15 protein-coding genes and 1 riboswitch are annotated in these 22,224 nt (G+C 74.7%); all 15 genes read right to left on the bottom strand.

Translation table 11 applies throughout. The features are described from left to right. Positions 1–141 precede the first annotated feature (141 nt). Positions 142–705: a class I SAM-dependent methyltransferase gene (locus tag IEY69_RS15125; RefSeq protein WP_189073977.1), complete on the bottom strand. Its 564-nt coding sequence runs from the start codon at positions 703–705 to the stop codon at positions 142–144. 46 nt (positions 706–751) lie between these two features. Further along, positions 752–1,120, bottom strand: coding sequence for a rhodanese-like domain-containing protein (locus tag IEY69_RS15120; RefSeq protein WP_189073976.1), 369 nt, complete (start codon positions 1,118–1,120; stop codon positions 752–754). A gap of 76 nt (positions 1,121–1,196) precedes the next feature. Continuing rightward, positions 1,197–1,703 (bottom strand): bifunctional adenosylcobinamide kinase/adenosylcobinamide-phosphate guanylyltransferase, encoded by a 507-nt coding sequence (cobU, locus tag IEY69_RS15115; protein ID WP_189073975.1) that lies wholly within the window; start codon positions 1,701–1,703, stop codon positions 1,197–1,199. Next, positions 1,700–3,109 (bottom strand): cobyric acid synthase, encoded by a 1,410-nt coding sequence (locus IEY69_RS15110; protein ID WP_229784007.1) that lies wholly within the window; start codon positions 3,107–3,109, stop codon positions 1,700–1,702. Before IEY69_RS15110 ends, cobU begins: the two co-directional genes overlap by 4 nt. After that, positions 3,102–4,112 (bottom strand): pyridoxal phosphate-dependent aminotransferase, encoded by a 1,011-nt coding sequence (locus IEY69_RS15105; RefSeq protein WP_189073974.1) that lies wholly within the window; start codon positions 4,110–4,112, stop codon positions 3,102–3,104. Before IEY69_RS15105 ends, IEY69_RS15110 begins: the two co-directional genes overlap by 8 nt. Continuing rightward, positions 4,109–5,011 carry a CobD/CbiB family cobalamin biosynthesis protein gene (locus IEY69_RS15100; protein WP_189073973.1) on the bottom strand — a complete coding sequence of 301 codons (903 nt, stop codon included), beginning with the start codon at positions 5,009–5,011 and terminating at the stop codon, positions 4,109–4,111. The genes IEY69_RS15105 and IEY69_RS15100 overlap by 4 nt, the downstream gene beginning before the upstream one ends. Continuing rightward, on the bottom strand, positions 5,008–6,378 hold the full coding sequence (locus IEY69_RS15095) for a cobyrinic acid a,c-diamide synthase CobB (RefSeq protein ID WP_189073972.1): 1,371 nt from the start codon (positions 6,376–6,378) through the stop codon (positions 5,008–5,010). Before IEY69_RS15095 ends, IEY69_RS15100 begins: the two co-directional genes overlap by 4 nt. A 54-nt stretch (positions 6,379–6,432) precedes the next feature. Beyond that, positions 6,433–7,641: an MFS transporter gene (locus IEY69_RS15090; protein WP_189073971.1), complete on the bottom strand. Its 1,209-nt coding sequence runs from the start codon at positions 7,639–7,641 to the stop codon at positions 6,433–6,435. Further along, on the bottom strand, positions 7,638–8,840 hold the full coding sequence (locus tag IEY69_RS15085) for an ATP-grasp domain-containing protein (RefSeq protein ID WP_189073970.1): 1,203 nt from the start codon (positions 8,838–8,840) through the stop codon (positions 7,638–7,640). Before IEY69_RS15085 ends, IEY69_RS15090 begins: the two co-directional genes overlap by 4 nt. 206 nt (positions 8,841–9,046) lie before the next feature. After that, complete coding sequence (locus IEY69_RS15080) at positions 9,047–10,891, bottom strand: VWA domain-containing protein (RefSeq protein WP_229784006.1); 1,845 nt, start codon at positions 10,889–10,891, stop codon at positions 9,047–9,049. Further along, entirely contained in the window at positions 10,888–11,715 is an 828-nt protein-coding gene (locus IEY69_RS15075; protein WP_229784005.1) for a class I SAM-dependent methyltransferase, read from the bottom strand. The genes IEY69_RS15080 and IEY69_RS15075 overlap by 4 nt, the downstream gene beginning before the upstream one ends. Next, complete coding sequence (cobN, locus tag IEY69_RS15070) at positions 11,712–16,049, bottom strand: cobaltochelatase subunit CobN (RefSeq protein ID WP_189073969.1); 4,338 nt, start codon at positions 16,047–16,049, stop codon at positions 11,712–11,714. Before cobN ends, IEY69_RS15075 begins: the two co-directional genes overlap by 4 nt. After that, positions 16,046–16,771: a HoxN/HupN/NixA family nickel/cobalt transporter gene (locus tag IEY69_RS15065; protein ID WP_189073968.1), complete on the bottom strand. Its 726-nt coding sequence runs from the start codon at positions 16,769–16,771 to the stop codon at positions 16,046–16,048. The genes cobN and IEY69_RS15065 overlap by 4 nt, the downstream gene beginning before the upstream one ends. A gap of 337 nt (positions 16,772–17,108) precedes the next feature. Further along, positions 17,109–17,247, bottom strand: a riboswitch (cobalamin riboswitch). 313 nt (positions 17,248–17,560) lie between these two features. Further along, positions 17,561–20,989 carry an efflux RND transporter permease subunit gene (locus tag IEY69_RS15060; protein WP_189073967.1) on the bottom strand — a complete coding sequence of 1,143 codons (3,429 nt, stop codon included), beginning with the start codon at positions 20,987–20,989 and terminating at the stop codon, positions 17,561–17,563. After that, positions 20,986–22,224 carry an efflux RND transporter periplasmic adaptor subunit gene (locus IEY69_RS15055; RefSeq protein WP_229784004.1) on the bottom strand — a complete coding sequence of 413 codons (1,239 nt, stop codon included), beginning with the start codon at positions 22,222–22,224 and terminating at the stop codon, positions 20,986–20,988. The genes IEY69_RS15060 and IEY69_RS15055 overlap by 4 nt, the downstream gene beginning before the upstream one ends.

Genomic DNA, 22,224 nt, shown 5'->3' with positions numbered 1-22,224 from the left:
TGCGACTCGCAGAGCTGCGGAGCAGAGAAGGAGCGGAGCGCCCCTCCGGACCTGGAGCTGGCAATCCGGTGAAGTTCCGGATTGTCAGCGAAACAAACGGAATCCGTATGAGTCAGGCCCCAGCCCCGGCAGGACGCGGCTTCAGTCTGGGGTCCCGCCGGGTTTCCGGGCGTCCAGAATCAGGGAGACGAAGCCCAGGTGTCCGTCGCGGTTGCGGTGGTCGAGCAGCAGCGAGCGGTACACCGGGCCGGTCGAGACGTCCCACCCGTGGTAGTGGAAGCGGCCCGTGTCGTCGCAGTACTCCAGCAGGTCCACCTCGAAGCCCGCGTTCTCGAAGACTGCGCGGAAGGTGGGGGCGTCGTACACGATCTGATGGTCGGCGGCCGGGTGGTCGGCCGGGCCGGGGCCGCCCACCTGCACGAGCTGCTGGTACGCCTCGTCGGGGAAGTTCGCGTCGGGGACGGCGCAGCGCAGCCACCCGCCGGGTTTCAGGTAGTCCAGGCACAGGCGCGCGGCTTCCCGGCTCTGCTCCGGCGTGAGGTGCTCCCAGACGTGTTCGCATAGCAGCGCGTCGGCGCGGCGGTTCCCGAAGTACCGCTCAAAGCTGGCGCGGTCGGTCAGGTCGAGCTGGTCACGCTGGGTGGGGATCCAGCCGGGCCACGTCTGGGTGCCGGCGCCGATGATGACCCTGAGGGGTTCGGACATGCGCGCAGTCTGGCATGGGACGGGGCGGGTTCAGTGCCCAGCGTGCTCAGCGTTCGACGGGGTATCCGGCTGACGTCCAGGCGTTCATGCCGCCGTCCACGTTGAACACGCGGGTGTATCCGGCCTTCACGAGTTGCGCGCTGGCCTGGGCGCTGCGGTTGCCGCTGCGGCAGATGACGTACACCGGGCGGTCCTTCGGGACCTCGTTCATGCGAGTGCCCAGGTCCGCCAGGGGCAGCAGCGCCGCGCCGGGGACGTGCCCCTCCCTGTATTCGGCGTCGGTGCGGACGTCCAGGACGTACTCGCCCTTCTCCTGAGCGGCGCGCAGGTCCTGGACGGGGATGGTGGTGTACGTGGCGGCGCGGGGCGCGCAGGCGCTCAGGGTGAGCAGGCCGATCAGCAGGGTGGGTCGCATGGGGGCACTCCTGGGGGCGAGGGGCGAGGAAACCGGTCCCCGCGAGTATACCAGCCCGGGGTATGCGCCCGCCGGGTCAGGGCAGGCGCAGGGGCCGACCGCTGACGATCAGCCACGCCTCGTCCGACGCGGCGGCGGCGCGCTGGTTCACCCAGCCCAGCAGGTCCCGGAAGCGGCGCGCCAGCGCGTTGTCCGGCACGATCCCGAAGCCCACCTCGTTCGTGACCATGACGGTCACGCCGCCCCGGTCCCGCGCGGCGCGCAGCAGGTCGTCCGCGGCGGCCAGCACGGCGTCGTCCGTCCAGTCCGCGAGCATCAGGTTGCTCACCCACAGGCTCAGGCAGTCGAGCAGCACCGTGCCCTGCACCTCTCCCACGACCGCCGGGATGTGCAGGGGTTCCTCGCGCGTCACCCACCCGGCGGGACGGTCGGCGCGGTGTCGTCCGATGCGGACGCGCATCTCGTCGTCGAAGGCCTGCGCGGTCGCCACGTACGTGACGGGGGCGCCCACCTGCGCCGCGCGGGCCTCCGCGAAGGTGCTCTTGCCGCTGCGCGCCCCGCCCGTGACGAACACCAGAGTCACAGGAGTTCCTCCAGCACGCGCGGGTCGAGGGCCGCGCCGACCCGCGCGGCGATGGCGTCCAGCCGGGCGTCCAGCGAGTCCAGGCCCGCCGGGGGGCGCAGACCCGCCCAGCCCAGGAAGCGCTCGAGGTACGCGGGGTTCTCCAGCAGGCCGTGCAGGTACGTGCCGCGCACGTTGCCCTGCCGCCACAGCCGCCCCGGCGCGAGGGTCTGCACGCCCGCCCCCGCCCCGGTCTGCCCGTGGTGGATCTCGTAGCCCTGCACGGTCAGGCCCGTCTCGGCGTCCGTGAAGGATGTGAGGGTGGTGGTCTTGTCCGGCGCGAAGGTCGTATCCAGGTCCAGGAGGCCCAGGCCCGGCACTTCCGGCGCACCCTCCACGCCGTGCGGGTCGCGGATCACCCGGCCGAGCATCTGCAGGCCCCCGCACACGCCGAGCACGGGAACGCCCGCGTGCGCGGCGCGGGTCACGGCGCCCGCCAGTCCGGTGGCGCGCAGCCACGCGAGGTCGGCGGCGGTGCTCTTGCTGCCGGGCAGGATCACCGCCCGCGCGCCCGTCAGGTCCGCCGGGGTCGCCACCCAGCGGGCCAGCGGCCCGAGGGGCGCGAACTCGTCGAGGTTCGACACGCGCGGCAGGCGCGCGATCGCCACGAAGCCGTCGTCCTGATCCCCGCCGCGCGCCGCTCCCGTTTCGGCCCACACGCCGTCCTCCTCGGGCAGCGGGATGTCCAGCATGGGCACGACGCCCACGGTCGGCACGCCGGTCTGCTCCTGCAGCCACTCGGGCGCAGGGGACAGCAGCCGCGCGTCGCCCCGGAAGCGGTTCAGGATGAAGCCGCGCAGCAGCGCGCGTTCCTCGGGCGTCAGGCAGTGCCAGGTGCCGAGCAGGTGCGCGAACGACCCGCCCCGGTCGATGTCGCTGGCGAGCAGCACCGCGGCCCGGGCCTCCAGTGCCACGCGCATGTTCACGATGTCCGAGGCGCGCAGGTTCACCTCGGCGGGACTGCCCGCGCCCTCGATGACGACCACGTCGAACTCGTCCATCAGGCTGTGCAGCGCGCCCTGCACGTGCGGCCACAGGTGCGCCTTGCGCTCCCGCCAGGGCAAATCGGTGATCTCGCGGTTGACCTGGCCCAGCAGCACGACCTGAGAGCGGGTGTCGGCTTCCGGTTTCAGCAGCACGGGGTTCATCCGCACGTCCGGCGTGACGCGCGCGGCGGCGGCCTGCACGAGCTGCGCGCGGCCCATCTCCAGGCCCGCCGGGGTGACGCCCGCGTTGTTGCTCATGTTCTGCGCCTTGAACGGCGCGACCCGCGCGCCCGCGTTCGACAGCGCGCGGCACAGCGCCGCCGTGAGGTAACTCTTGCCCGCGCTGCTCGTGCAGCCCTGCACCATGATCGCCTTACCCATGTCGTCCTCCCATCCCCAGCCGTGAGTGCAGCTCGCGCACGAGCACGCGGTTCTCGCCCGGCAGGCGCGTGCTCACGCGGATGAGGTGCGGCTCGCCGTAACTCGCGCAGTCCCGCACCCGCACGCCCGCCGCGAGCAGGTCTGCACTCAGGGCGCGGGCGTCCCCGACCCGCAGCGTCAGGAACGGTGTGCCGTGGTGCTCCACCCGGCCCAGCGGGCGCAGGTCGTCCGCGAGCGCGGCGGCGTGCGCGGCGACCCTGGGCAGCGTCTCGGCCAGGAAGCGCGCGGCGTGCGGCAGGGCCGCGAGCACCCCGGCGGTCCCGGCGGGCACGTGCCACGCGGGGGCGAGGTTGTCGAGCGCGGCGATCACGTCCGGCGCGGCCAGCGCGTACGCGGGGCGCGCGCCGACCAGCCCGTGCGCCTTGCCGGGCGAGAGCAGGCGCAGCAGCGCGGGGTGGCGCGGCGGGGCGGGCAGCGTGACGAAGGGTGCGTACGCCTCGTCCACGATCAGCAGCGCGCCGACCTCGTGGCATCGCCCCGCCAGGGTCAGCAGCGTCTCGGGTGTGGGGACGAGGCCGGTCGGGTTGTGCGGGTACCCCACGTACACGAGGCGCGTCCCGGCCGGGAGGACGTCCGGCACCGCCTGCACGGTCGTGACGGGCGCGCCGAGCAGCGCGGCGGCGCGGGCGAGTTCCCCGAAGGGCGCGTGCAGGCTCAGCAGCGAGCCCCCGTCACTCAGGCACAGCCGGGCGAGGCGGTGCAGCAGGTCGGACGCGCCCACCGCCGGGGTGACCTCGGCCGGGCTCAGGCCGTGCCACGCGGCCAGCCGCTCCCGCACCCAGGCGTAGGTCGGGTCGGGGTAGTGGGCGTGGTCGGCGTCCCGCACCGCCTGGATCAGGCGCGGGCTGGGGCCGTACGGGTTGGCGTTCACGCTGAAATCCAGCCCGGCGAAGGGCTGCGCGCCCGGGCCGCCGTGTGGCACGCGGGGGATCAGGGGAATCACGCCCGCGCCCCCGTCAGCCGCCGGGGCAGGGGGAGCAGGCAGACCAGGGCTGCCAGCAGCGCCGCGCGGTTCACCAGGGTCAGGGCGGCGCGCAGGTCGGCCGCGTCGGGGTCGCGCCCGGCGGCGTTCAGGGTGTACACGCCGCGCTTCTCCAGCCGCACACCGAGAGCCCCGGCGGCGGCACTCATGGGGTGCCCGCCGTTCGGGCTGGGGGTGCGCCGGGCGTCCGCCCGCCATTCCCGCCAGCCTCGCCCTCCGGCGGCGAGCAGCAGGCACGCGGCGCTCAGGCGGGCCGGGGCGAGGTTCAGCAGGTCGTCCGCGCGGGCCGCGACCTTGCCCGGCCACTCCAGGGCCGGGGTCCGGTAACCCCAGCTGGCATCGGCGGTGTTCGTGAAGCGGTACGCGGCGGCCCAGCCCAGGCCGCCCACCCGCGCGTGCAGCAGCGGCGCCACGACGCTGTCGCTGAGGTTCTCCGCGAGGCTGGCGATGGCCGCGCCCGCCACCTCGGAGGCCGTCAGGTCCGCGGTACCCCGGCTCACGAGGTGCCAGGACAGCAGTCGCCGCGCCTCGGGGAGGTTCCCGGCCTCCAGCGCCCCAGCGACCTCCGCGCCCGCACGCAGCAGCGCCGTGCGGGCCAGCAGCGGTTTGAGGGCCACGCCCTGCCCCCACCAGGGCAGCCGCCCGCAGGCCACGCCCAGGGCGGCACTCAGCGTCACCCCGGCGGCCCAGCCCAGGCCCCCCTCGACCAGTTGCGCGCGCGGCGTCTGTCCCCGCCACGCGGCGCGCGCGCGCCGCAGCAGGTGCCCCATCCACACGACCGGGTGCGCGGGGGCCGGCGGTTCACCCAGCGTGTCCAGCGCGAGGGCCAGCAGCAGCGCCCGGCGCGGGGCGCCCCTCAAGTGCTCACCGCGCGGCAGGCGTCCAGGAAGCGGGCGGCGAGGGTCGGGTCGGCGCCCAGGTGCAGGTGCAGGTAGCTGGCGAGGATGTTCCCGTGCGCGTAGCCTTCCTCGGTGATGGTGCCGTCGTGCGCCGTCCAGCGCCACGCGGGCCGGGTGGGCGCGTGCGTGAGGACCGAGTGGTGGAACTCGTGCCCGCGCACCGCCGCGCCCGCCGGGGCGACCAGGGTGCCCCGCAGCGCGGTCGCGTCGCGGTACCCGAGGGTCAGGCGGGGCGTCATGCGGGTGCGGTAGGGAATCACGCCGCACATGGGCACCTCGTGCCCGTCCACGTCCAGTGATTCCCCGAGGTACATCAGGCCGCCGCACTCGGCCAGGACCGCCCCGCCCGACGCGGCGAAGGCACGGATGGACTCGCGCATGGACGCGTTGCCGCTCAGGTCGTGCGCGTGGGCCTCCGGGTACCCGCCGGGCAGCAGCACGCCCCCCACGCCCGCCGGGAGGGCCGCGTCCCGCAGCGGACTGAAGCGGATCAGTTCGGCGCCCTGCGCGCGCAGTTCGTCCAGCGCGTCCGGGTACGAGAAGTGGAACGCCTCGTCGTGCGCCAGCGCCACCCGCACCGGCGTGCCCGCCTGCGCGGGGGCGGGCGCGTCCGGCAGGGCCGGGGCGTGGATGGCGTCCAGCAGGGCGTCCAGCCGCAATCCGGCGGCCGCGCGGTCGGCGGCGTCCTCGTCCCAGGCGGCCTGCTCGGCGCTCAGGAGCCCCAGGTGCCGTTCGGGCAGGTGCAGCCCGGCGTCGCGCGCCACCCAGCCCAGCACGGGCAGGCCGACCTGATCCAGGGCCGCCTCGCACAGCGCCGCGTGCCGCTCGCCGCCCACGCGGTTCAGGATCACGCCCGCCACCCGCAACTCCGGCCGGAAGTCCCGCAGGCCGCACGCGACCGCCGCGACCGTCCGCGCCGACCCGCCCGCATCCAGCACGAGCACGACCGGGGCGTCCAGCAGCAGCGCCAGGTCCGCCGTGGAATGTTCGTCGGTGGTCGGGTCGCGCCCGTCGAACAGGCCCATCACGCCCTCCAGGACGCTCACGTCCGCCTGCACTGCCGCCCGCGCGAACAGCTCACGCAGCCGCTCTCGGCCCAGCAGGAACGAGTCGAGGTTCCGCGCCTCGCGGCCCGCCGCGCGGGTCAGGTGCGTCGGGTCCAGGTAATCCGGACCCAGCTTGAACGGCTGCACGCGCAGGCCCCGGGCGCGCAGCGCGCGGCACAGCAGCGCCGCCACGGTCGTCTTGCCGCTGCCCGAGGACGCAGCGGCCAGCACCACGCGGCGCGGCCCTGCACGAACGGTGGGGGGGGGAAGCGGGATCGTCATGCGCGGCCCCACCTTATCCGACAGACGGCCCGAGGTGACGGCGGGTCAGGCGGCTCAGCCCAGCGGCGCGGGCGTGGCCTGCGGAGCGGGCGTCACGCGGCCCAGCAGCAGCGGCGCGGCGAACACCAGCGTGGCCGCGATCAGCAGGGCGGGCCGCACGCCGCACGCGCCGCCCAGCGCGCCCCCCAGCGCCGCGCCCAGCGGCAGGCTGCCCCACAGCAGCGTGCGCGACGCGGTCGCCACGCGCGCCTCCATCCCGGCCGGGGACAGCGCCTGCCGGAGCGTGTCCTGCCGGATGTTGTACGTGACCGTGCACGCGGTGCCCAGCGCCCGCCCCAGCAGGATCAGGGCCAGCGTCCACCCACCGTCGCCCAGTGGCACGAGCAGTCCGGCAACGGCCAGCGCCGTCAACGCGCGGCGCAGCAGCGTCTCGTCCGGCACGGCGGCCGTGCGGCGGCTCAGCCACGCGCCGCCCAGTCCGCCCAGACCGCTGACCGTCAGGACGACGCCCAGCACCAGCGGCTCCACGCCCACCTCGCGCAGCAGGTAGTACGACAGCAGCGTGAACGTCATGGCGCGCGACAGGTTCACGAACGCCGCCGTCAGCGCCAGCCGCCGCAGCGTGCCGTGCCCCCACACGAACCGCAGCCCGTCGGCCGCGTCGCGTAGCAGCGGACCCGTTCCGCGCGACAGCACGACCGGGGCGGGAACACGTGAGAGCCGCGCTCCCGCCCCGAGGAAACTCAGGGCCTCGGCCAGCAGCGCGGCGGCCGCGCCCAGCGATCCGATCAGCAGCCCGCTCAGGCCCGGCGCGACCGTCAGGGCCACCTGCTCGCCGGTCTGCACGGCGCGGTTCGCGTCCGCCCGGTCAGGCAGCCCCGCCAGCCAGCGCTGCAGCGCCGCGTCGTGCAGCGCCCCGAGTGCTCCCAGCGTCAGCGCGATGCCCGCGAGCACGCCCGCGCCCAGCACCCCGGCGTGTGCCAGGGCCGCCGCGAGCAGCAGCGTCCCCGCCCGCGCGGCGTGCATGAGCAGCATCACGCCGCGCGGCGCGAGCCGGTCCGCCAGCGCCCCCAGGAACAGGCCCAGCAGCAGATGCGGCAGGAAAGCCGCCGCCGTGATCAGCCCCAGCGTCAGCGGCGTGCTGCCCGGCAGGCCCGCGGCGATCACCGGCAGGCTCAGCGCGCCCAGCTGCTGCCCCGCCGCGCCCAGCGCTCCCGCCTGTCCCAGCTGCGCCGCCACCCGTGCGGGCGTGCGGGCCGTCACGACCCGCCGTCCAGCCGCGCGCGCAGCCACGCGTCCTGACCGTCCAGTTCGGCGTCCGTGCGGCCCAGCAGCAGGGCCGCCACCCGGTTGACGCCGCCCCACCGCGCGCCGTCCCAGACCATCACCGGCAGCAGACGGCCCTCCTCCCAGCCCTCGCCCACCCGGGCACACAGGTCGTCCAGGGTGCGGGCGGACGGGTGAATCACCAGCCGCGCCTGCAGGCCCAGCAGGCCCAGCTGCGGGGTCAGCAGACCCGCGAGGCTGCCGCCGGTCAGGCGCGGATTGACCTCGGCGACCAGCACCTCCGCGCCGGTGTCGAGCAGGTCCACGCCCAGCACGCCCCGGTATCCCTGCGCCGCGCACGCCTGCGCGACCTCCTGCGCGAGTTGCGCGTACCGCGCCGCGCGCGCCAGGGGCTTCAGGTCCACCCCCGCGAAGCGTGGTCCCGCGAGGCGCTGCGTGGTCAGGCCCAGCAGGCGCACCTCACCGGACGGCAGGACCGCCAGCTGCGCGCTGGGGCTCAGGTCGACGCTCAGGCGCGGCTCGAGCAGCAGCGGCGTGCCCGCCGGGTAGCGCGCCGCTGCGGCGGCCAGCGCCGCCTCGTCCGGGCAGAAGTGCACGTCCGCACCGCCCCCCGTGGGCGCGTGACTGGCCTTGAGCACCCAGCCGTGCGGCGCGTTGCGCAGCGCCCGGGCCGCCGCCCGCAGCGCTGACGGCGCGTTCCGCAGCGTGCGGCGCGGCGCGAGGCAGCCGGTCAGGGCGTCCAGCTGCCCCTTGTCCGCCAGGCGGGTCAGCAGCGCCGGGTCAAGCGCCGCCTGGGTGGGCGGCAGGTCGTCCGGATGCTGCGGGAACATCGTCACGATCGGCCCGCAGCGGCGCCAGAGGTCCCCCAGCGCGGCCCGGTACTCGCCTCGCGAGGCGTAGAGCGTCACGCGGGGCAGCTCGAACCCCGCGCGGGCGAGCAGCGCGGCGACCTGCGGGGTCCACGCGGCCGGATGCGCGGCCAGCTCCAGCCCGCCGAACAGGCCGTTCATGCCGCCCAGGCCCACGTCGGTCTCCAGGTCGCTGCGGCCGAACAGCGGATTGCCGTACGGCAGGCGGGCCGTGGCGGCCCGGCCGGGCAGCACCTGCGCGGGCGGGAACGGAAAGGACGGACTCAGGCGGGGACGGGACTCGGGCACGGAAACGGTGAGGGTCATGGGGCTCCAGGGCAGCGGAAGAGAACGGGGGAGACCGGGGGCATGTGCCGTCAGCATGCGCCGTTCCGGCTCCCTCTGCACGCCAGATTGACCGGCATCCCGCACCCCCCGGTGTCCACTGCCCGCCCTGCCGCTCCACGGTCATCCCCTCCGGAATGACGGACGCCCGCACGGCTCGGTTCGGGACTCCCGAGGCGCTCCTCCGGTCAGGCCGGTTCGAGCGTCTGACACCGCGCGCCCAGGGCCTGCGCGAGCTGCGCGGCGCGCCCCAGGCGGACGTGTCCGATTTCGGTATCCACGACCAGCGAGGGGATGCCGCGCAGCGCGGCGGCGGCGTGCAGGGCGTCCGTCCAGGGGTCCGCGCCGGGCGTCAGGGGCACGTTGCAGCGGCCGTCGGTGAGCAGCACGAGTTCCCCGCCTCGCTGCCCGCCCAGCACCTGCGCGGCCAGCGTCAGGGCGTGCGCCAGGGGCGTGCGGCCCCCGGTGGGCGCGCCCCGGACGGCCGCCTCGGCCGCGGCGCGGTCAGCGGTCCAGTCCAGTGTGAGGTCCGCGCCCGTCGCGCGGAACGTGATGAGGGCCACGCGGTCGCCCCGCCCCTGCGCGCCGAGCACGTCGAGCAGCGCGCCCTTCACGGTCCCCATGCGGCCGCTCGCGCCGACGCTGCCGCTGGCGTCCGCCACGAACAGCACCTGCCGTCCCGCCGGACCGGGCCGCACGACGCGCAGGTCCTCTGGCGTGATGCGGGTGTCGCCGCGCGTCAGGGTGGCGCGCAGCGTGGCCGGAACGTGCAGCCGCGCGGTCGGCCCGGCCGGGCCGCTGGTGGGGCCGGCGACTGCCCCGCTCAGAGGTCCCTGCCGTCCACGTGCGCGCTGCCCATGCCGGTCCCCGTGCAGCTCGAGGGGAGTGGCGCTGGCCGTCGGGCCGCTGACCGTGACCGGTCCGTCCTCCGGGGCTGGGGCCGGGTGACCACTGGTGGACCCGGGACCCTGCGGGTCGGGCGGCGCAGCGCCGTCCGGGGTCGGGTCGCCCGGGGTCGGTTCGTCCGGCGTCAGGTCATTCGGGCGCAGGTCGTCCGGTGCGGGGTGGTCCGGCGACGGGGCGTCCGTGGGCGGCGATGACGGAGGGGGGTGCGGTGCGGGAGTGGGCGGCCGGGGCGGCGGTGGGGCGGCGCTCTGCGGGTCGCGCGGACGGTGGCGCAGGACGAGCGGCGCGACGCGGTGCAGCTCCGCGCTGGTCACGTGCTCCCGGCCGTCCAGGGCGCAGCAGGCGCGCGCGGCGCGGTACAGCACGAGGTCCGCGCGCAGGCTGCGCACGCCCGCCCCGGCACTCAGGGCCGTGATCTCGTCCAGCAGGGCGTCGGGGACCTGCACGGCCGGCAGGAGGGCGCGGGCGCGGTGCAGCTGCGCGGCCAGGTCCGCCCCGGCCGGGGCCCAGCGGGCCGTGAAGGCGGCCGGGTCGGCCTCGAAGGCCATGCGGCGGCGGATGATCTCGGCCCGCTCGGTGCCCGCGTGCGGGGCGTGCACGTCCACGCACAGGCCGAAGCGGTCCAGGAACTGCGGGCGCAGCGGGCCCTCCTCGGGGTTCATGCTGCCGATCAGTGCGAAACGGGCGGGCTGCTCGGCGCTGAGCGTGTCGCGCTGCACGCGCACGACGCCCGTCGCGGCCGCGTCGAGCAGCAGGTCCACGAGGTGATCGGGCAGGAGGTTCACCTCGTCGATGTACAGCAGGCCCCCGTCCGCCTGGGCGAGCAGGCCGCTGCGCAGCCGCACCTCGCCGCGCAGGGCCGCCGGGAGGTCCAGCGTGCCGATCACGCGGTCCTCGGTGGCGCCCAGCGGGAGGTTCACGAACGGCGCGGGGCCGTCCGGACCGGGGGGCAGCAGGGCCGCGAGGCCGCGCGCGGCGGTACTCTTGGCCGCGCCGCGGTCCCCGCGGATCAGCAGGCCGCCGATGGCGGGCGCGACGGCCAGCAGCGACAGCGCCAGCAGCAGGTCCGGCTGGTGCGCCACGGCGGCCAGGGGGTACTGCGGGGGCAGGGCGCCGGGGGCGCTCACGGGCGCGCCCCCATGCGGACGTGCAGGACGTGCACGTCGAAGGTCCAGCGGTAGCGCCACCCGGCCCCGTCGTGCGTCAGGTGGGGGCGCAGCGCGGCGAGCGCCTCGGCATCGGGCAGGGGCAGCCGCGCCTGCGCGAGCAGCGCCGGGAGGTCCGGGAAGGTCAGCTCGCGCGCCTCCTGGACGCGGTGGTGGTCGGGCGGGTGGCCCAGCGCGCTCAGCGCAGCGTTCAGCTGCGACGCCCGCTGCGGGCGCGGCTGGCCGCTCAGGTGGCGGCGCAGGTTCACGTGCGGGCTGCCCACGCCGTCGTCCTCCAGGATCAGCAGGTCCCGGCCGCTCAGGCGCAACAGGCCGCTCAGCGCGGCGCGCAGGTCGGGCAGGTACGCCAGGGACCACGCGCTCAGCACCGCGTCGTGCGGCGGCAGGGTCGGGTCGCGCAGCGCGTCCTGCAGGCCCTGGCAGCGGGCGCTCAGGTGCGCGGGGGGGCCCTTGGCGCGCAGGACGGCCAGCATGTCCGGCGAGTGGTCCAGTGCCGTGACGAGCGGCACCGCCGGCGCGAGCGGCAGCGTGAGCCGCCCGGTCCCGGCCCCGACGTCCAGCAGGGACCGCGCGCCGCGCAGCCGCCCGCGCAGCCACGCCACGGTGTTCGGCAGGGCAGGCTGGCCCGCGTCGTAGTGCGCCGCCTGCCGCGCCCAGAACGCCACGTCCCGCGCCGGGTCCGCCCGGCCCGACGGCGCGGCGCGCACCTGCGCCGCCCACGCTGCGAACACGTCCGCGTGGGCGACCGGCGCGGCGGTCAGTCCGGGGATCGGCGCGCCGGTCACGAGCCCACCCGCGCGGACTCCCCGCGTTCCTCGAGCAGCCCCTCGCTCTCGACGAGCAGGTCCCGCAGGGCCTCCAGGGTGGTCGGCTCGGCGGTCCACAGGCCGCGCCCCTGGGCCTCGAGCAGCCGCCCGGCGATGGCGTGCAGCGCCCAGGGGTTGCTGGCCCGCAGGAACGCCTGATTCACCGGGTCGAGCGCGTACGCCTGCGCCACGCCCTCGTACATGAAGTCGTGCGCGACCCCGGCGGTCGCATCGAAGCCGAACAGGTAGTCCACGGTCGCCGTCTGTTCCAGCCCGCCCTTGTACCCGTGGCGGCGGATGCCGTCCAGCCACTTGGGGTTCACGACCCGCGAGCGGTACACCCGCAGCGCTTCTTCCTTCAGGTCCCGCACGCGCGCCCGCTCGGGGTTGGAGGTGTCCCCGAAGTACCCGCGCGCAGGGCCGCCCGCCAGGTGCCGCACCGACGCGAGCATCCCGCCGAAGAACTGCAGGTAGTCGTCACTGTCGAAGAGGTCGTGTTCGCGGTTGTCCTGGTTGTGCAGCACGAGCTGCGTGCCGCGCAGGCGCGCGCGGAAGTCCTCACGGGCGTCCGCGCCGTCCTCGGCGGCGGAGTAGGCGTACCCGCCCCAGTTCACGAACGCCCGCGCGAAGTCCGCCTCGTCCGTCCAGTTCCCCTCGTGGATCAGGTCCAGGATGCCCGCGCCGTACGTGCCGGGTTTGCTGCCGAACACCCGGTACGCGGCGCGCGCCTCGGCCTCCTCCTGCGGCACCTCCGCGAGGCGGCCGCGCAGCGCCTCCAGGTAGTGGCGGCGCGGGTAGTTCAGGTCCTCGGGCTCGTCCGCGTGGATGGCCAGCTGCGCGGCGCCGTCCAGCAGCGTCACGAGGTGCGGGAACGCGTCCCGGAAGAAGCCGCTGATGCGGACCGTCACGTCGATGCGCGGGCGGCCCAGCTCCGCCAGGGGAATCAGTTCGGTGCCCTCCAGGCGGCGGCTCTGCGGGTGCCACACCGGGCGAGCGCCGAGCAGGGCCAGCACCTCGGCCACGTCGTCGCCCTGGGTGCGCATGTTGCTGGTGCCCCACACGCTGATCGCCACGGACGCCGGGTACCCGCCCGTCTCCCGCCGGTGGCGGTCGAGCGCCTCGCGCGCGAGGTTCCCGCCGACCGTCCAGGCCGCCTGGGACGGCAGGGCGCGCGGGTCCACCGCGTAGAAGTTCTTCCCGGTGGGCAGGATGTGCGCCTGCCCGCGCGACGGCGCGCCGCTCGGACCGGGCGGCACGAAGCGCCCCGACAGGCCCGCGAGCAGGTTCGCGATCTCGTCCCCGGTGGCGTCCAGCGCCGGGTTCAGAACCTCGCAGGCGTACGAGAGGGTCTGCGGCAGCGTCCCGTACGAGGCGCGCGCGCCCAGCGTCCGGGCCAGCACCTCCGGAATCGCGTCCGGCGCGAACGCGCGCCCGTGCAGCTCCTGGTACAGGTGCAGGCCCAGCTCGTCGAGCAGCTCCAGCGCGTCCCCGTGCGTGAGGACCGGCCGGGCGGCCAGTGCCGCGAGGTCCGCGCCGGGCGCGGTGGCCGCCGGCGGGTCGAACCGCGCGCCGGGCCGGTCGAGCAGCGCGTCCAGGTCCAGCCCCAGCACGCCCGCCAGGCCCGCGTGCAGGCCCGGCGCGCCGGTGTTCGCCAGTCGCGTCAGGGCGCGCAGCATCTCCGCGCGGGCCTCGCCGCGCGGGACCTCGCCCAGGGTGTGCAGCCCGTCGCGGATCTGCGCGGCGCCCAGTTCGCACAGGTACCCGTCGATGTCCTCGAGCAGGTGCGCGACGTCCGCGCCGTTCATCTCGCTCAGCGTGACCGGCAGGCCGTCCTCGGTGAACGCGTCGTCCCACTCGTGCGTGTGGTCCCCGTGGTCGCGCCGCAGCATCACGCCCAGGTCCGCGCCCAGGTCCGCCTGCTGCACCAGCGCCCAGATCTGCCCCTGCAGCAGCGGCAGCTTGCCGGGGTCGAGCAGTTCCAGCTGGTAGTACTCGTCCACCAGCGCCGCGAGTTCCGCCAGCGGCCCGTACGTGTCCGCGCGGGTCAGGGGCGGCGGCAGGTGACTGATCATCGTCGCGTGCGCGCGCCGCTTGGCCTGCGTGCCCTCACCGGGATCGTTGATCACGAACGGATACAGCAGCGGCAGGTCCCCCAGCAGGCTGTCCGGGAAGCACGCCGCACTCAGGCCGACACCCTTGCCGGGCAGCCACTCCAGCGTTCCGTGCTTCCCGACGTGCACGGCGGCGTCCGCGCCGAAGCCGCCCAGCGCGACCGGTTCGCGCAGCCAGCGGTACAGCGCGTGGTAGTGGTGCGTGGGCGGCAGGTCCGGCGTGTGGTAGATCGCGTCGGGGTCCATGCCGTACCCGCGCGGGGGTTGCAGCGCCACGAACACCTTCCCGAAGGTCAGGCCCGCGAGGCACAGCTCGCCGCCATGCACGAACGCCTCGCCGGGCGGCGGCCCCCACTGCGCGCTCATGCGGCGCCGCTGAGGTTCGGGCAGGTCCGCGAACCACGACTCGTACCGCGCCGCCGGGACGCGCGCCGCCGCCCACGCGAGCTCCTGCGCGGTCATGACCGTCCGGTCGTAATTGCCGCGAGCGATCAGGGCGTGCATCAGTTCGTCAGGCGTGCCGGGCAGCGTCCCGACGTCGTACCCGTCGCCCTGCAGGGCACGCAGCACGCGCAGCAGCGACGCCGCCGAGTCCAGCCCCACGGCGTTCCCCACCTGCGACGCCTTCGCGGTGGAATTCGTGAAGATGAACGCCAGGCGCTTGTCCGCGTTCGGCCGGTGGCGCAGCCGCGCCAGGCGCACGGTCAGCCCCGCCAGGCGCGCGCTGCGTTCCGGGTCAGCCTCCAGCCGCCGGGCCTTCCCGGCTTGCTGCGTCTTGAACGCGAACGGCACGCCGATCACCCGCCCGTCGAATTCCGGCAGGGCGACGTTCATCGCGGTGTCCAGCGGGTTCAGGCCGCGCGGACTGGTCTCCCAGGGGCCGCGCGCGCCGCCCGCCGTGAGGCCCTGCACGACCGGCACGCCCAGCCGTTCGAACGCCGACGCCAGCCCCTCGTGCTCGCCGGTGTGCGTGCGGGCCTCGCCCAGCGCAAAACTCAGGGTGGTGATCACGGCGTCCACCTGACCGCGCAGCAGCGCGAACACCTGCGGGTCCCCGTCCGGCCCCGCGTCGCGCAGGCTGGTCGTGAACACCGGCAGGGCGTCCGCCCCGGCGTCGTCGAGCGCCGCGACGAGCGTGTCGATGAACGCCGTGTTGCCGCTCAGGGCGTGCGCGCGGTAGAACACCACGCCCACCGCCGGACGCTGCGGGTCGCGCCGCGCCTGCCAGTCCGCCAGGGTCGCGTCCTGCGGGAGGTCCGGGTGGTACACGCCGTGCGGGGGGGCCGCGGCGGGCGGCTGCGCGCCGAACGCCGTCAGGCGCAGCGTGTCGGACAGCGCCAGCAGCAGCTCGCGCATGTTCACCCAGCCGCTCGCGGCGAGGTACGCGAGCGCCGCGTCCAGCGCCCGCAGCGGCGCGGTACTCAGGCGCGCCAGTTCCGGGTCGGGGTCGTTCGTGCCGCTGACGAGCAGCAGGTGCTGCCCGCGCGCCCGCGCGTGCGCCAGCAGCCGCTGCCCCCCTGGCAGCGCCTCGAACCGCCCGTGCAGCCGCACCAGGACCACCTCGGCCGACCCCACGGCCCCGGCCAGCAGCGCGTCCATCTGCGCCTCGCTGCGCACGCCGCCCAGCGCCGCGCCCGTCACCGGGCCAAAGCCCCCGGGCAGCGACTCCCGCGCCGACTCCAGGTTCAGCAGGTCCGTGTCCGCATGGCTGAGCACCGCGAAGCCCGCCAGCACCCCAGCCTCGGGCAGCGCGGCCCCGGGCGGCGCGGTGTCCAGCGGCAGGCCCGGCGTCTGGGCGTCCCACGCGTAGTAGTTGAACGTGAACTCCACGAGTTCCGGCGGGACCGGCAGGAACCGGTCGGCGGCCAGCATGGTGCTCAGGTGATCGAAGATCGCCCGGACCAGCCACGCGTCGTTCACCGAATGGAACCACACGTCGTGCCCGTCGAACACCAGGTGCGCCACGTTCGCCAGCTGGCACGGCCCCAGGCACCCGGAACGCGTCAGGTGCACCTGGTTCCGCATGCCGCGCCGCTGCCACTCCTCGCGGTAGGCGTCCACCGGCGCGGGCGCGAAGCCCCGGTCGGTGCGGCCGCAGCAGCAGCCGTGCGAGCAGTAGCTCAGGTGTCCGCGCTTGCGGACCACGTTGATCGTGCGCCCGTCGGCCCGCACGACCCGCTGCCTGGGCGCGCCGCGCGTCACGCGCGCCCCAGTGGCGTGCCCATCCGGCTCCAGACCCGCAGGGTCAGCAGGCCCGCAAACGTCGCGGCGCCCAGCGGCCCGGCCACCTCGCCCAGGTCCACGTCCGCGAAGCCCGCCAGCGCGAAGGCCAGCGACAGGAACACGACCACCCAGCCCATCACCTGCGACGCCACGCGCGCCCGGCCCGGCCGGGCCGCCCCGCCACGCTGCACGGCGGACGCCAGCAGGCCGTCCAGCCCGTCGGTCAGCACCATTCCCAGCGTGAACACCAGCCCCAGCAGCAGCGGGTCCACCCGGCCGCCCAGCGCCAGCGCCGACAACTGCGAACTGGTCTCCATGCCCACCGCCAGCAGCAGGCCCATCAGGAACGGACTGGCCAGCAGCGCGCGCGGCGTGCCGTGCCGGTGCCCGGCCGCCCCCTGCTCAGCCGCGCTGTCCCTGGAGGTGCCGGGCCGCAACCGCCACGCGTTCAGCGCCGCCACACCCAGGAACAGGTACGGCGAGAGCCAGCCCAGCCCGAAGCCCTCACCCAGGCGGTCCACCAGCAGCGCCAGGGCCGTCACGACCAGCCCGTGCCCCAGGCCGAACAGCACGCCCGTCCAGCGGCTCGGCCGCAGCCGCGAGAACCCATCAATGGCGGCCAGGTGATCAGCGTCCATCCCGTGCCGCGCGCCCAGCGCGAACACCAGCGCCACGGTCGCCCACAGACCCTCCCCACTCATGCGGACTCCGACCGGACGAGTGGCGCACGCCGGTCAGCCCGCGCGCATGTGACCCGCAGGGCTGCCCCGCAGAGGAGGAGCGCAGCGGATTCCGGGCGTGCCGGTGGCCACCCGGCGGAATTCGGGGTAGCGAACGAAACAGAGGGTGTCCGTATCATAGGACCCTCCCGGCGGGAACGGTCCTGTTACTCCGGTTCAGCACGCACATCGGAACTCCAGCAGGCAGCGGCATTCCGGAGGCGGGCCAGCCTGAGTACGCCCACTCCGGTCAGGACCGCAGGCGACTGGACGCAGACCAGCCGGAACCGGGCCCTCTTGACGACGAGAGGTGCCCACCGCGCGGTGGGCGTCCCTGGCAGGCATTCGGGCTCGCGTTCCATGAACGCCTACCGCTGCGCGACAGCGCCGGACTGGACTTACGTCTTCACCGGACTTCCCCTGACCCAGGTGCAGGCACCCTAGCAGACGTCCGTCCGCTTCGGGCCACCTGACCCGGCCCCTGCTGCCGGACCGTGGAACGCACCGCCGACGAGCCGGCCTCCGGATCAGGCCGGCCGGAGGCCCGGAGCATGGCTCTCCCACCTGAAACGGGCGGAGTGCTGAGCCCTCCACACCAGCGGTTGGACGTGGAGCCCAGAGGCGTGTCGGTATCCCTTCAACGCCCCGCCCAGCCGCTGTCACGGCAGAATTTAGAGGTCCTGAGGGAGCCCCTCAGGACCTCTGAATTGAGCGAGCCGCAGAGAAGGTCGGCGGTGGGACGTGTTGCCCTGGGGCGTCTGGAGGCTGCGGTCAGTCTCCGGCGCCCAGCGGGGCCTGCGGGCCGCTGGGGGCGGGCTGCACGTCCGGCTGGAGGCGGCGCCGTTCGAACACCCAGAACACGCTGGGCACCACGTAGAAGGTCAGGAGGGTGGACGTGATGACCCCGCCGAGGATCACGATGCCCAGGCCGCGGCGGAACTCGGCGCCCTCGCCCTGGCCGAGAACCAGCGGGATGCTGATGACGAGCACCGTCAGGGTGGTCATGATGATCGGGCGGAAGCGCAGCTCGGCGGCCTCCAGCAGCGCCTCGCGCAGCGGGAGCGACCGGGCGCGTTCCGTGACGAACTCCAGGTACAGGATGGAGTTCTTGGTGCTCAGGCCCAGCAGGATGACCATGCCCAGCACCGTGATGACGTCCAGGTTCACGCCGAAGAAGTTCAGGGTCCAGATCGCGCCGACCACCGCGATGGGGATGGGCAGCTGCAGGTAGATGGGGTACCGGAACGAGTTGAACTGGCTGCCCAGCACGAGGTACGTCAGGATGATCGCCAGGAGCATCAGGATCGGGCCGTAGAACACGAGGTCCCCGGTCAGGCCCGCGCTGCCGAACGAGCTGGCGTTTCCGAGCGTCACGCCGCCCGCGAGCAGTCCGGCCTTCTCGACGCGGCTGATGATCTCCCGCTGGTACGCGAAGGGGTTCGGGCCGCCCTTGACGAGGTTGATGTTCAGCGTGGCGGTGTAGGCCTTGTTCAGGCGCAGCAGCGTGGCGGGCGCCTGTGCCAGCTGGAACGCGCCCAGCTGCGACAGGGGCAGGTTGGCGCTCAGGGCGGGTGCGAACACGGTCTGGGTCAGGAGGCTCTGTTCGCTGCTGATCAGGGCGGGGTCGAGCCGCACGACGATGTCCACGCTGCGGTCCCCGTCGCGGACGCTGCCCGCGACCGAGCCGTCGTTGTACGTGCGCAGGGCCTGCGCCACGTCGTTGGCGCTCAGGCCGGTGCCGGTCAGGCGCGTTGCGTCGGGCGTGAAGGTGCGCTCCTGGCGGGTGGCGCTGAGGCTGCTCTCGACCGTGCGGAGGTTCGGGTCCTGTCCGAGCAGCCGCATGACCTCGCGGTTGCGCGCCTCCAGCAGCGTCTGGTTCGGCGCGGTGAGGGCCAGGGTGATGTCGGCGCTGCCGCCGGGACCGGTCTGCTGCGTCCCGACCCGCAGTTCACTGCCGGGCGTGCGGGTCCCGATGGGCGTGAGGAGGCGGGTGTAGTCCTCGACCAGCGCGTCAATGCCGGGCCGTTCGGTCTTCTCGACCAGGGTGACGGTCAGGCTGGCCTCGTTGGCGCTGGCGCCGCTGACGCCGTTTCCGGCGCCGACGCTGGTCTCGACGAGTTTCACCTCGGGGCGTTTCAGCAGGGCGTCCTCGAGTTGCGCGGTCACGCGGTTGGTGGTGTTCAGGTCGGTCCCGACCGGCAGGCTGAGGTCCACGGCGACGATCCCGCCGTCGGATTTGGGCGTGAATGCGAAACCCACTCCGCGCATGGCCAGGGGCGCGCTGAGCAGGAACAGTCCGGCGATCAGCATGACCAGCCAGGGGCGGCGCAGCGCGGTGTCCAGGCTGCGGGCGTACGCGCGGGCGGTGCGCTGCACGCCGCCGTTCGTCAGGCCATGCAGCGTGCCGGTCACGGCTTCCAGCAGGGCGAACAGCAGGCCCAGCACGTAGCGCGTCACGGTCAGCGTCAGCGGGGCGAGCAGGGACGCCACGCCGATCGCGACCGGGAGGGGCAGTCCGGCCTGTTTCAGTAGGAAGGACACGGCGGCGCCCGCCAGGATCAGCCCGGTCCAGCCGCCGACGGACCGCACGGCCCGCAGGCTGGACTGCAGCAGCGCCGGGAAGCGGGCCAGCACGCCGGGCAGCTGCGCCCAGCCGACGGGCTGCGGGTCGTTGGTGTACGCCATGCGCACCGTGAGGAACAGCAGGCTCTCCAGCCACGACAGCACGATGGCGGCGGCGATGCCCAGGCCGAACTGGCTGAAGAACTGCCCCAGGATGCCGGGCATCAGGCTCAGGGGGATCAGCACGGCGAGCAGCGCGAAGCTGGCGGCGGTCACGGCGCTGAAGACCTCGCTGCCGCCCAGCAGGACGCTGCGCAGGCGGCTGTAGCCCAGGTCGCGGTAACGCTGCACGTTCTCCGCGACGACGATCGAGTCGTCCACGACGATGCCGATCGCGACGATGATCGCCAGCAGCGAGATGATGTTGAACGTGAAGCCCAGCGTGGCGTACAGCAGCGGCGCGGCGCTGATCGAGATGGGAATGGCCAGCACGACCGACAGCACGGTGTTCAGGCGGCCCAGGAACAGCAGGCAGATCACGGCGACCGCGCCGATGGCGAGCAGGAATTCCTTGAAGGTGTCCTTGACGCTGCCCAGCGTGGCGCGGGTGGTGTCGCTGGCGATCTTCAGGTTGTATCCAGCCGGGAGCGGCTGGGCCTGCATGGCGGCGCGCACGGCGTCGGCCACCGCGACGGAGTTCGTGCCGCTGGCCTTGCGGACGCTGAGCAGCACGGCGGGCTGCCCGTTGAACCGCGCGAGGCTGCTGGCGTCCTCGGCGGCGTCGCGCACGCGGGCCACGTCCCCGACCTGCACGCCGCTGGCGCTGTCCAGGGTGATGGTGGCCACGTCGGCGGCGCTGCGGGGCGTGTTGCGGGTCGCGTACTGCGTCTGCGTGCCGCCCTGCGAGACCGTCCCGGCGGGGAGGTCCAGGGCGCTGGCGCCGATCGCCTGCGTGACCCGCGCGGGGCTGAGGTTGTAGGCCTGCAGCCGGGCCGGGTCGAGCAGCACCTGCACCTGCCGGGCGGGGCCGCCGGTGACGTTCACGTCCGCGACGCCGTCCACGCGCTCGAGGCGCGGCACGAGGACGTCCTCGGCGAAGGTGGTGACCTGCGCGGGGGGATTGCTGCCGCCCAGCAGCGCCAGGGTCAGGATCGGGGTGGCGTTCGGGTCGAACTTCTGCACGACCGGGGCGCGGGCGCCGTCGGGCAGCGTGCCGCGGATTGCGGCGACCGCCTGCGACACGCTGTTGGCTGCTGCGTCCACGTCGGTGTCGTCGCTGAAGGTGATCACGACCGCCGACTGGTTGCTGACCGAGGTGGTGTTGATGTCCTCCACGCCCGCCAGGGTGCTGACGGCGTCCTCGATGCGGCGGCTGACCTCGCGGTCCACCTGGTCGGGGTTCGCGCCGGGGTACGCGGTGGACACCGCGAGGACCGGCACCTCGAAGTTCGGCAGCAGTTCCACGCCCAGGCGGAACGTCGCGGCCAGACCCGCCAGGACCAGCAGCACGAAGATCCCCACCGAGAACACGTAGTTCTTCACGCTGAAGGCCACCAGCGGGTGCACCTTCGGTTCCGGCGTGCCGTCGGGCAGCGTGCCCTGCGGCAGGTTGAATTCCGGAGATTCGTGCGTGCTCACGGGGTGGCTCCGGTCTGGGGGGCGGTCTGCACGCGCGCGCCGTCCTGCAGGCTGGCGGGAATGGGACTGACGACAGCGGCGCCCGCATCCAAGCCGCGCACGGCGACGAGCGCGCCGCTCTCGGCGACCACGCTGACCGGGGTGCGGCGGGCGACGCCGCCGCTGACGGTGTACACGACGTTCTCGCCCGCGTCGGCCTGCACGGCGCCGCTGGGAATCAGGATGCCCTGACCCAGCCGCACGCGGTAGCGGACCTGCGCCGCGGCGCCCACCGGGAGGTTCGCGCCGCCCTGCACGCGGGCCGAGACCGGCACGAGCCGGTTCGTTCCGGCCACGCCGGGCGCGCCGGTCACGGTGCCGACGTAGTTCACGCCGCCGTACCCGACGTTCAGCGCGGTGCCGTCCACCAGGGTCGCGGCGTCGGCGGCGGGCACGTTGAACTTCACGCGCAGGCTGCCGGGGTCCACCAGCCGGGCCACGGCGCTGCCCTGCTGCGCGAACTCGCCCACCTCGACGTTCAGCGCGGCGACGGTCCCCGCGAACGGCGCGCGCACGCTGGTGCGCGCCAGGTTCTCCTCGGCCTGCTGCACGCTGACGCGCGCCTGCGCCAGCTGCGCCTCCTGCAGGGGCACGCTGCCCTGGGCACTCTGGCCGTTCTGCGACAGGTTCGCGCGGGCCTGCGACAGCGCGCTCTGCGCCTGCGCCAGCTGCGCGCGGGCGGCCTGCACGTCCGACAGGCTGATGCCGCCCAGCCGGTAGAGGTTCTCGGCGCTCTGCGCGCCCGCCTGCGCCTGCGCCAGGCTGGCCTGCGCGGCCGCGACGGCGGCGTTCAGGCTGCCGGCGTTGTTCTGCGTGGTGCGGCGCGTCTGCGCGAGGCTGATCTCGGCCTGCTGCACCTGCAGGCGGGCGTTCTGCAGCGCCTGACGGGGCGTGGTGTCGTCCAGCTGCGCGATGACCTGCCCGCGCGCGACCAGCTCACCCTCCTGCACCAGCAGGCGCTGCACGACGCCGCCCGCCTGCGCGGCCACCTGACTGTCCCGCTGCGCCTCGATGGTGCCGCTGACGCTGCGCTGGGTGTCCAGCGTGCCGCTGCGCGCGGGCGTGGTGGCGACCTGCAGGGTGGTCGTCTTGGCGGGCGCGGCGTCCAAGTCGTTCTTCACGTCGGCGTCCCTGTTGCCCGCGCAGGCGCCCAGCATCACGGTCAGGGCCAGCAGGAGGGGGGTGGTGCGCCGCAC

The organism is Deinococcus sedimenti (assembly GCF_014648135.1).
Classification (GTDB): Bacteria; Deinococcota; Deinococci; order Deinococcales; family Deinococcaceae; genus Deinococcus; species Deinococcus sedimenti.
Note: the sequence above shows the minus strand (reverse complement) of the source record. Positions and strands in the feature narration are given on the sequence as shown.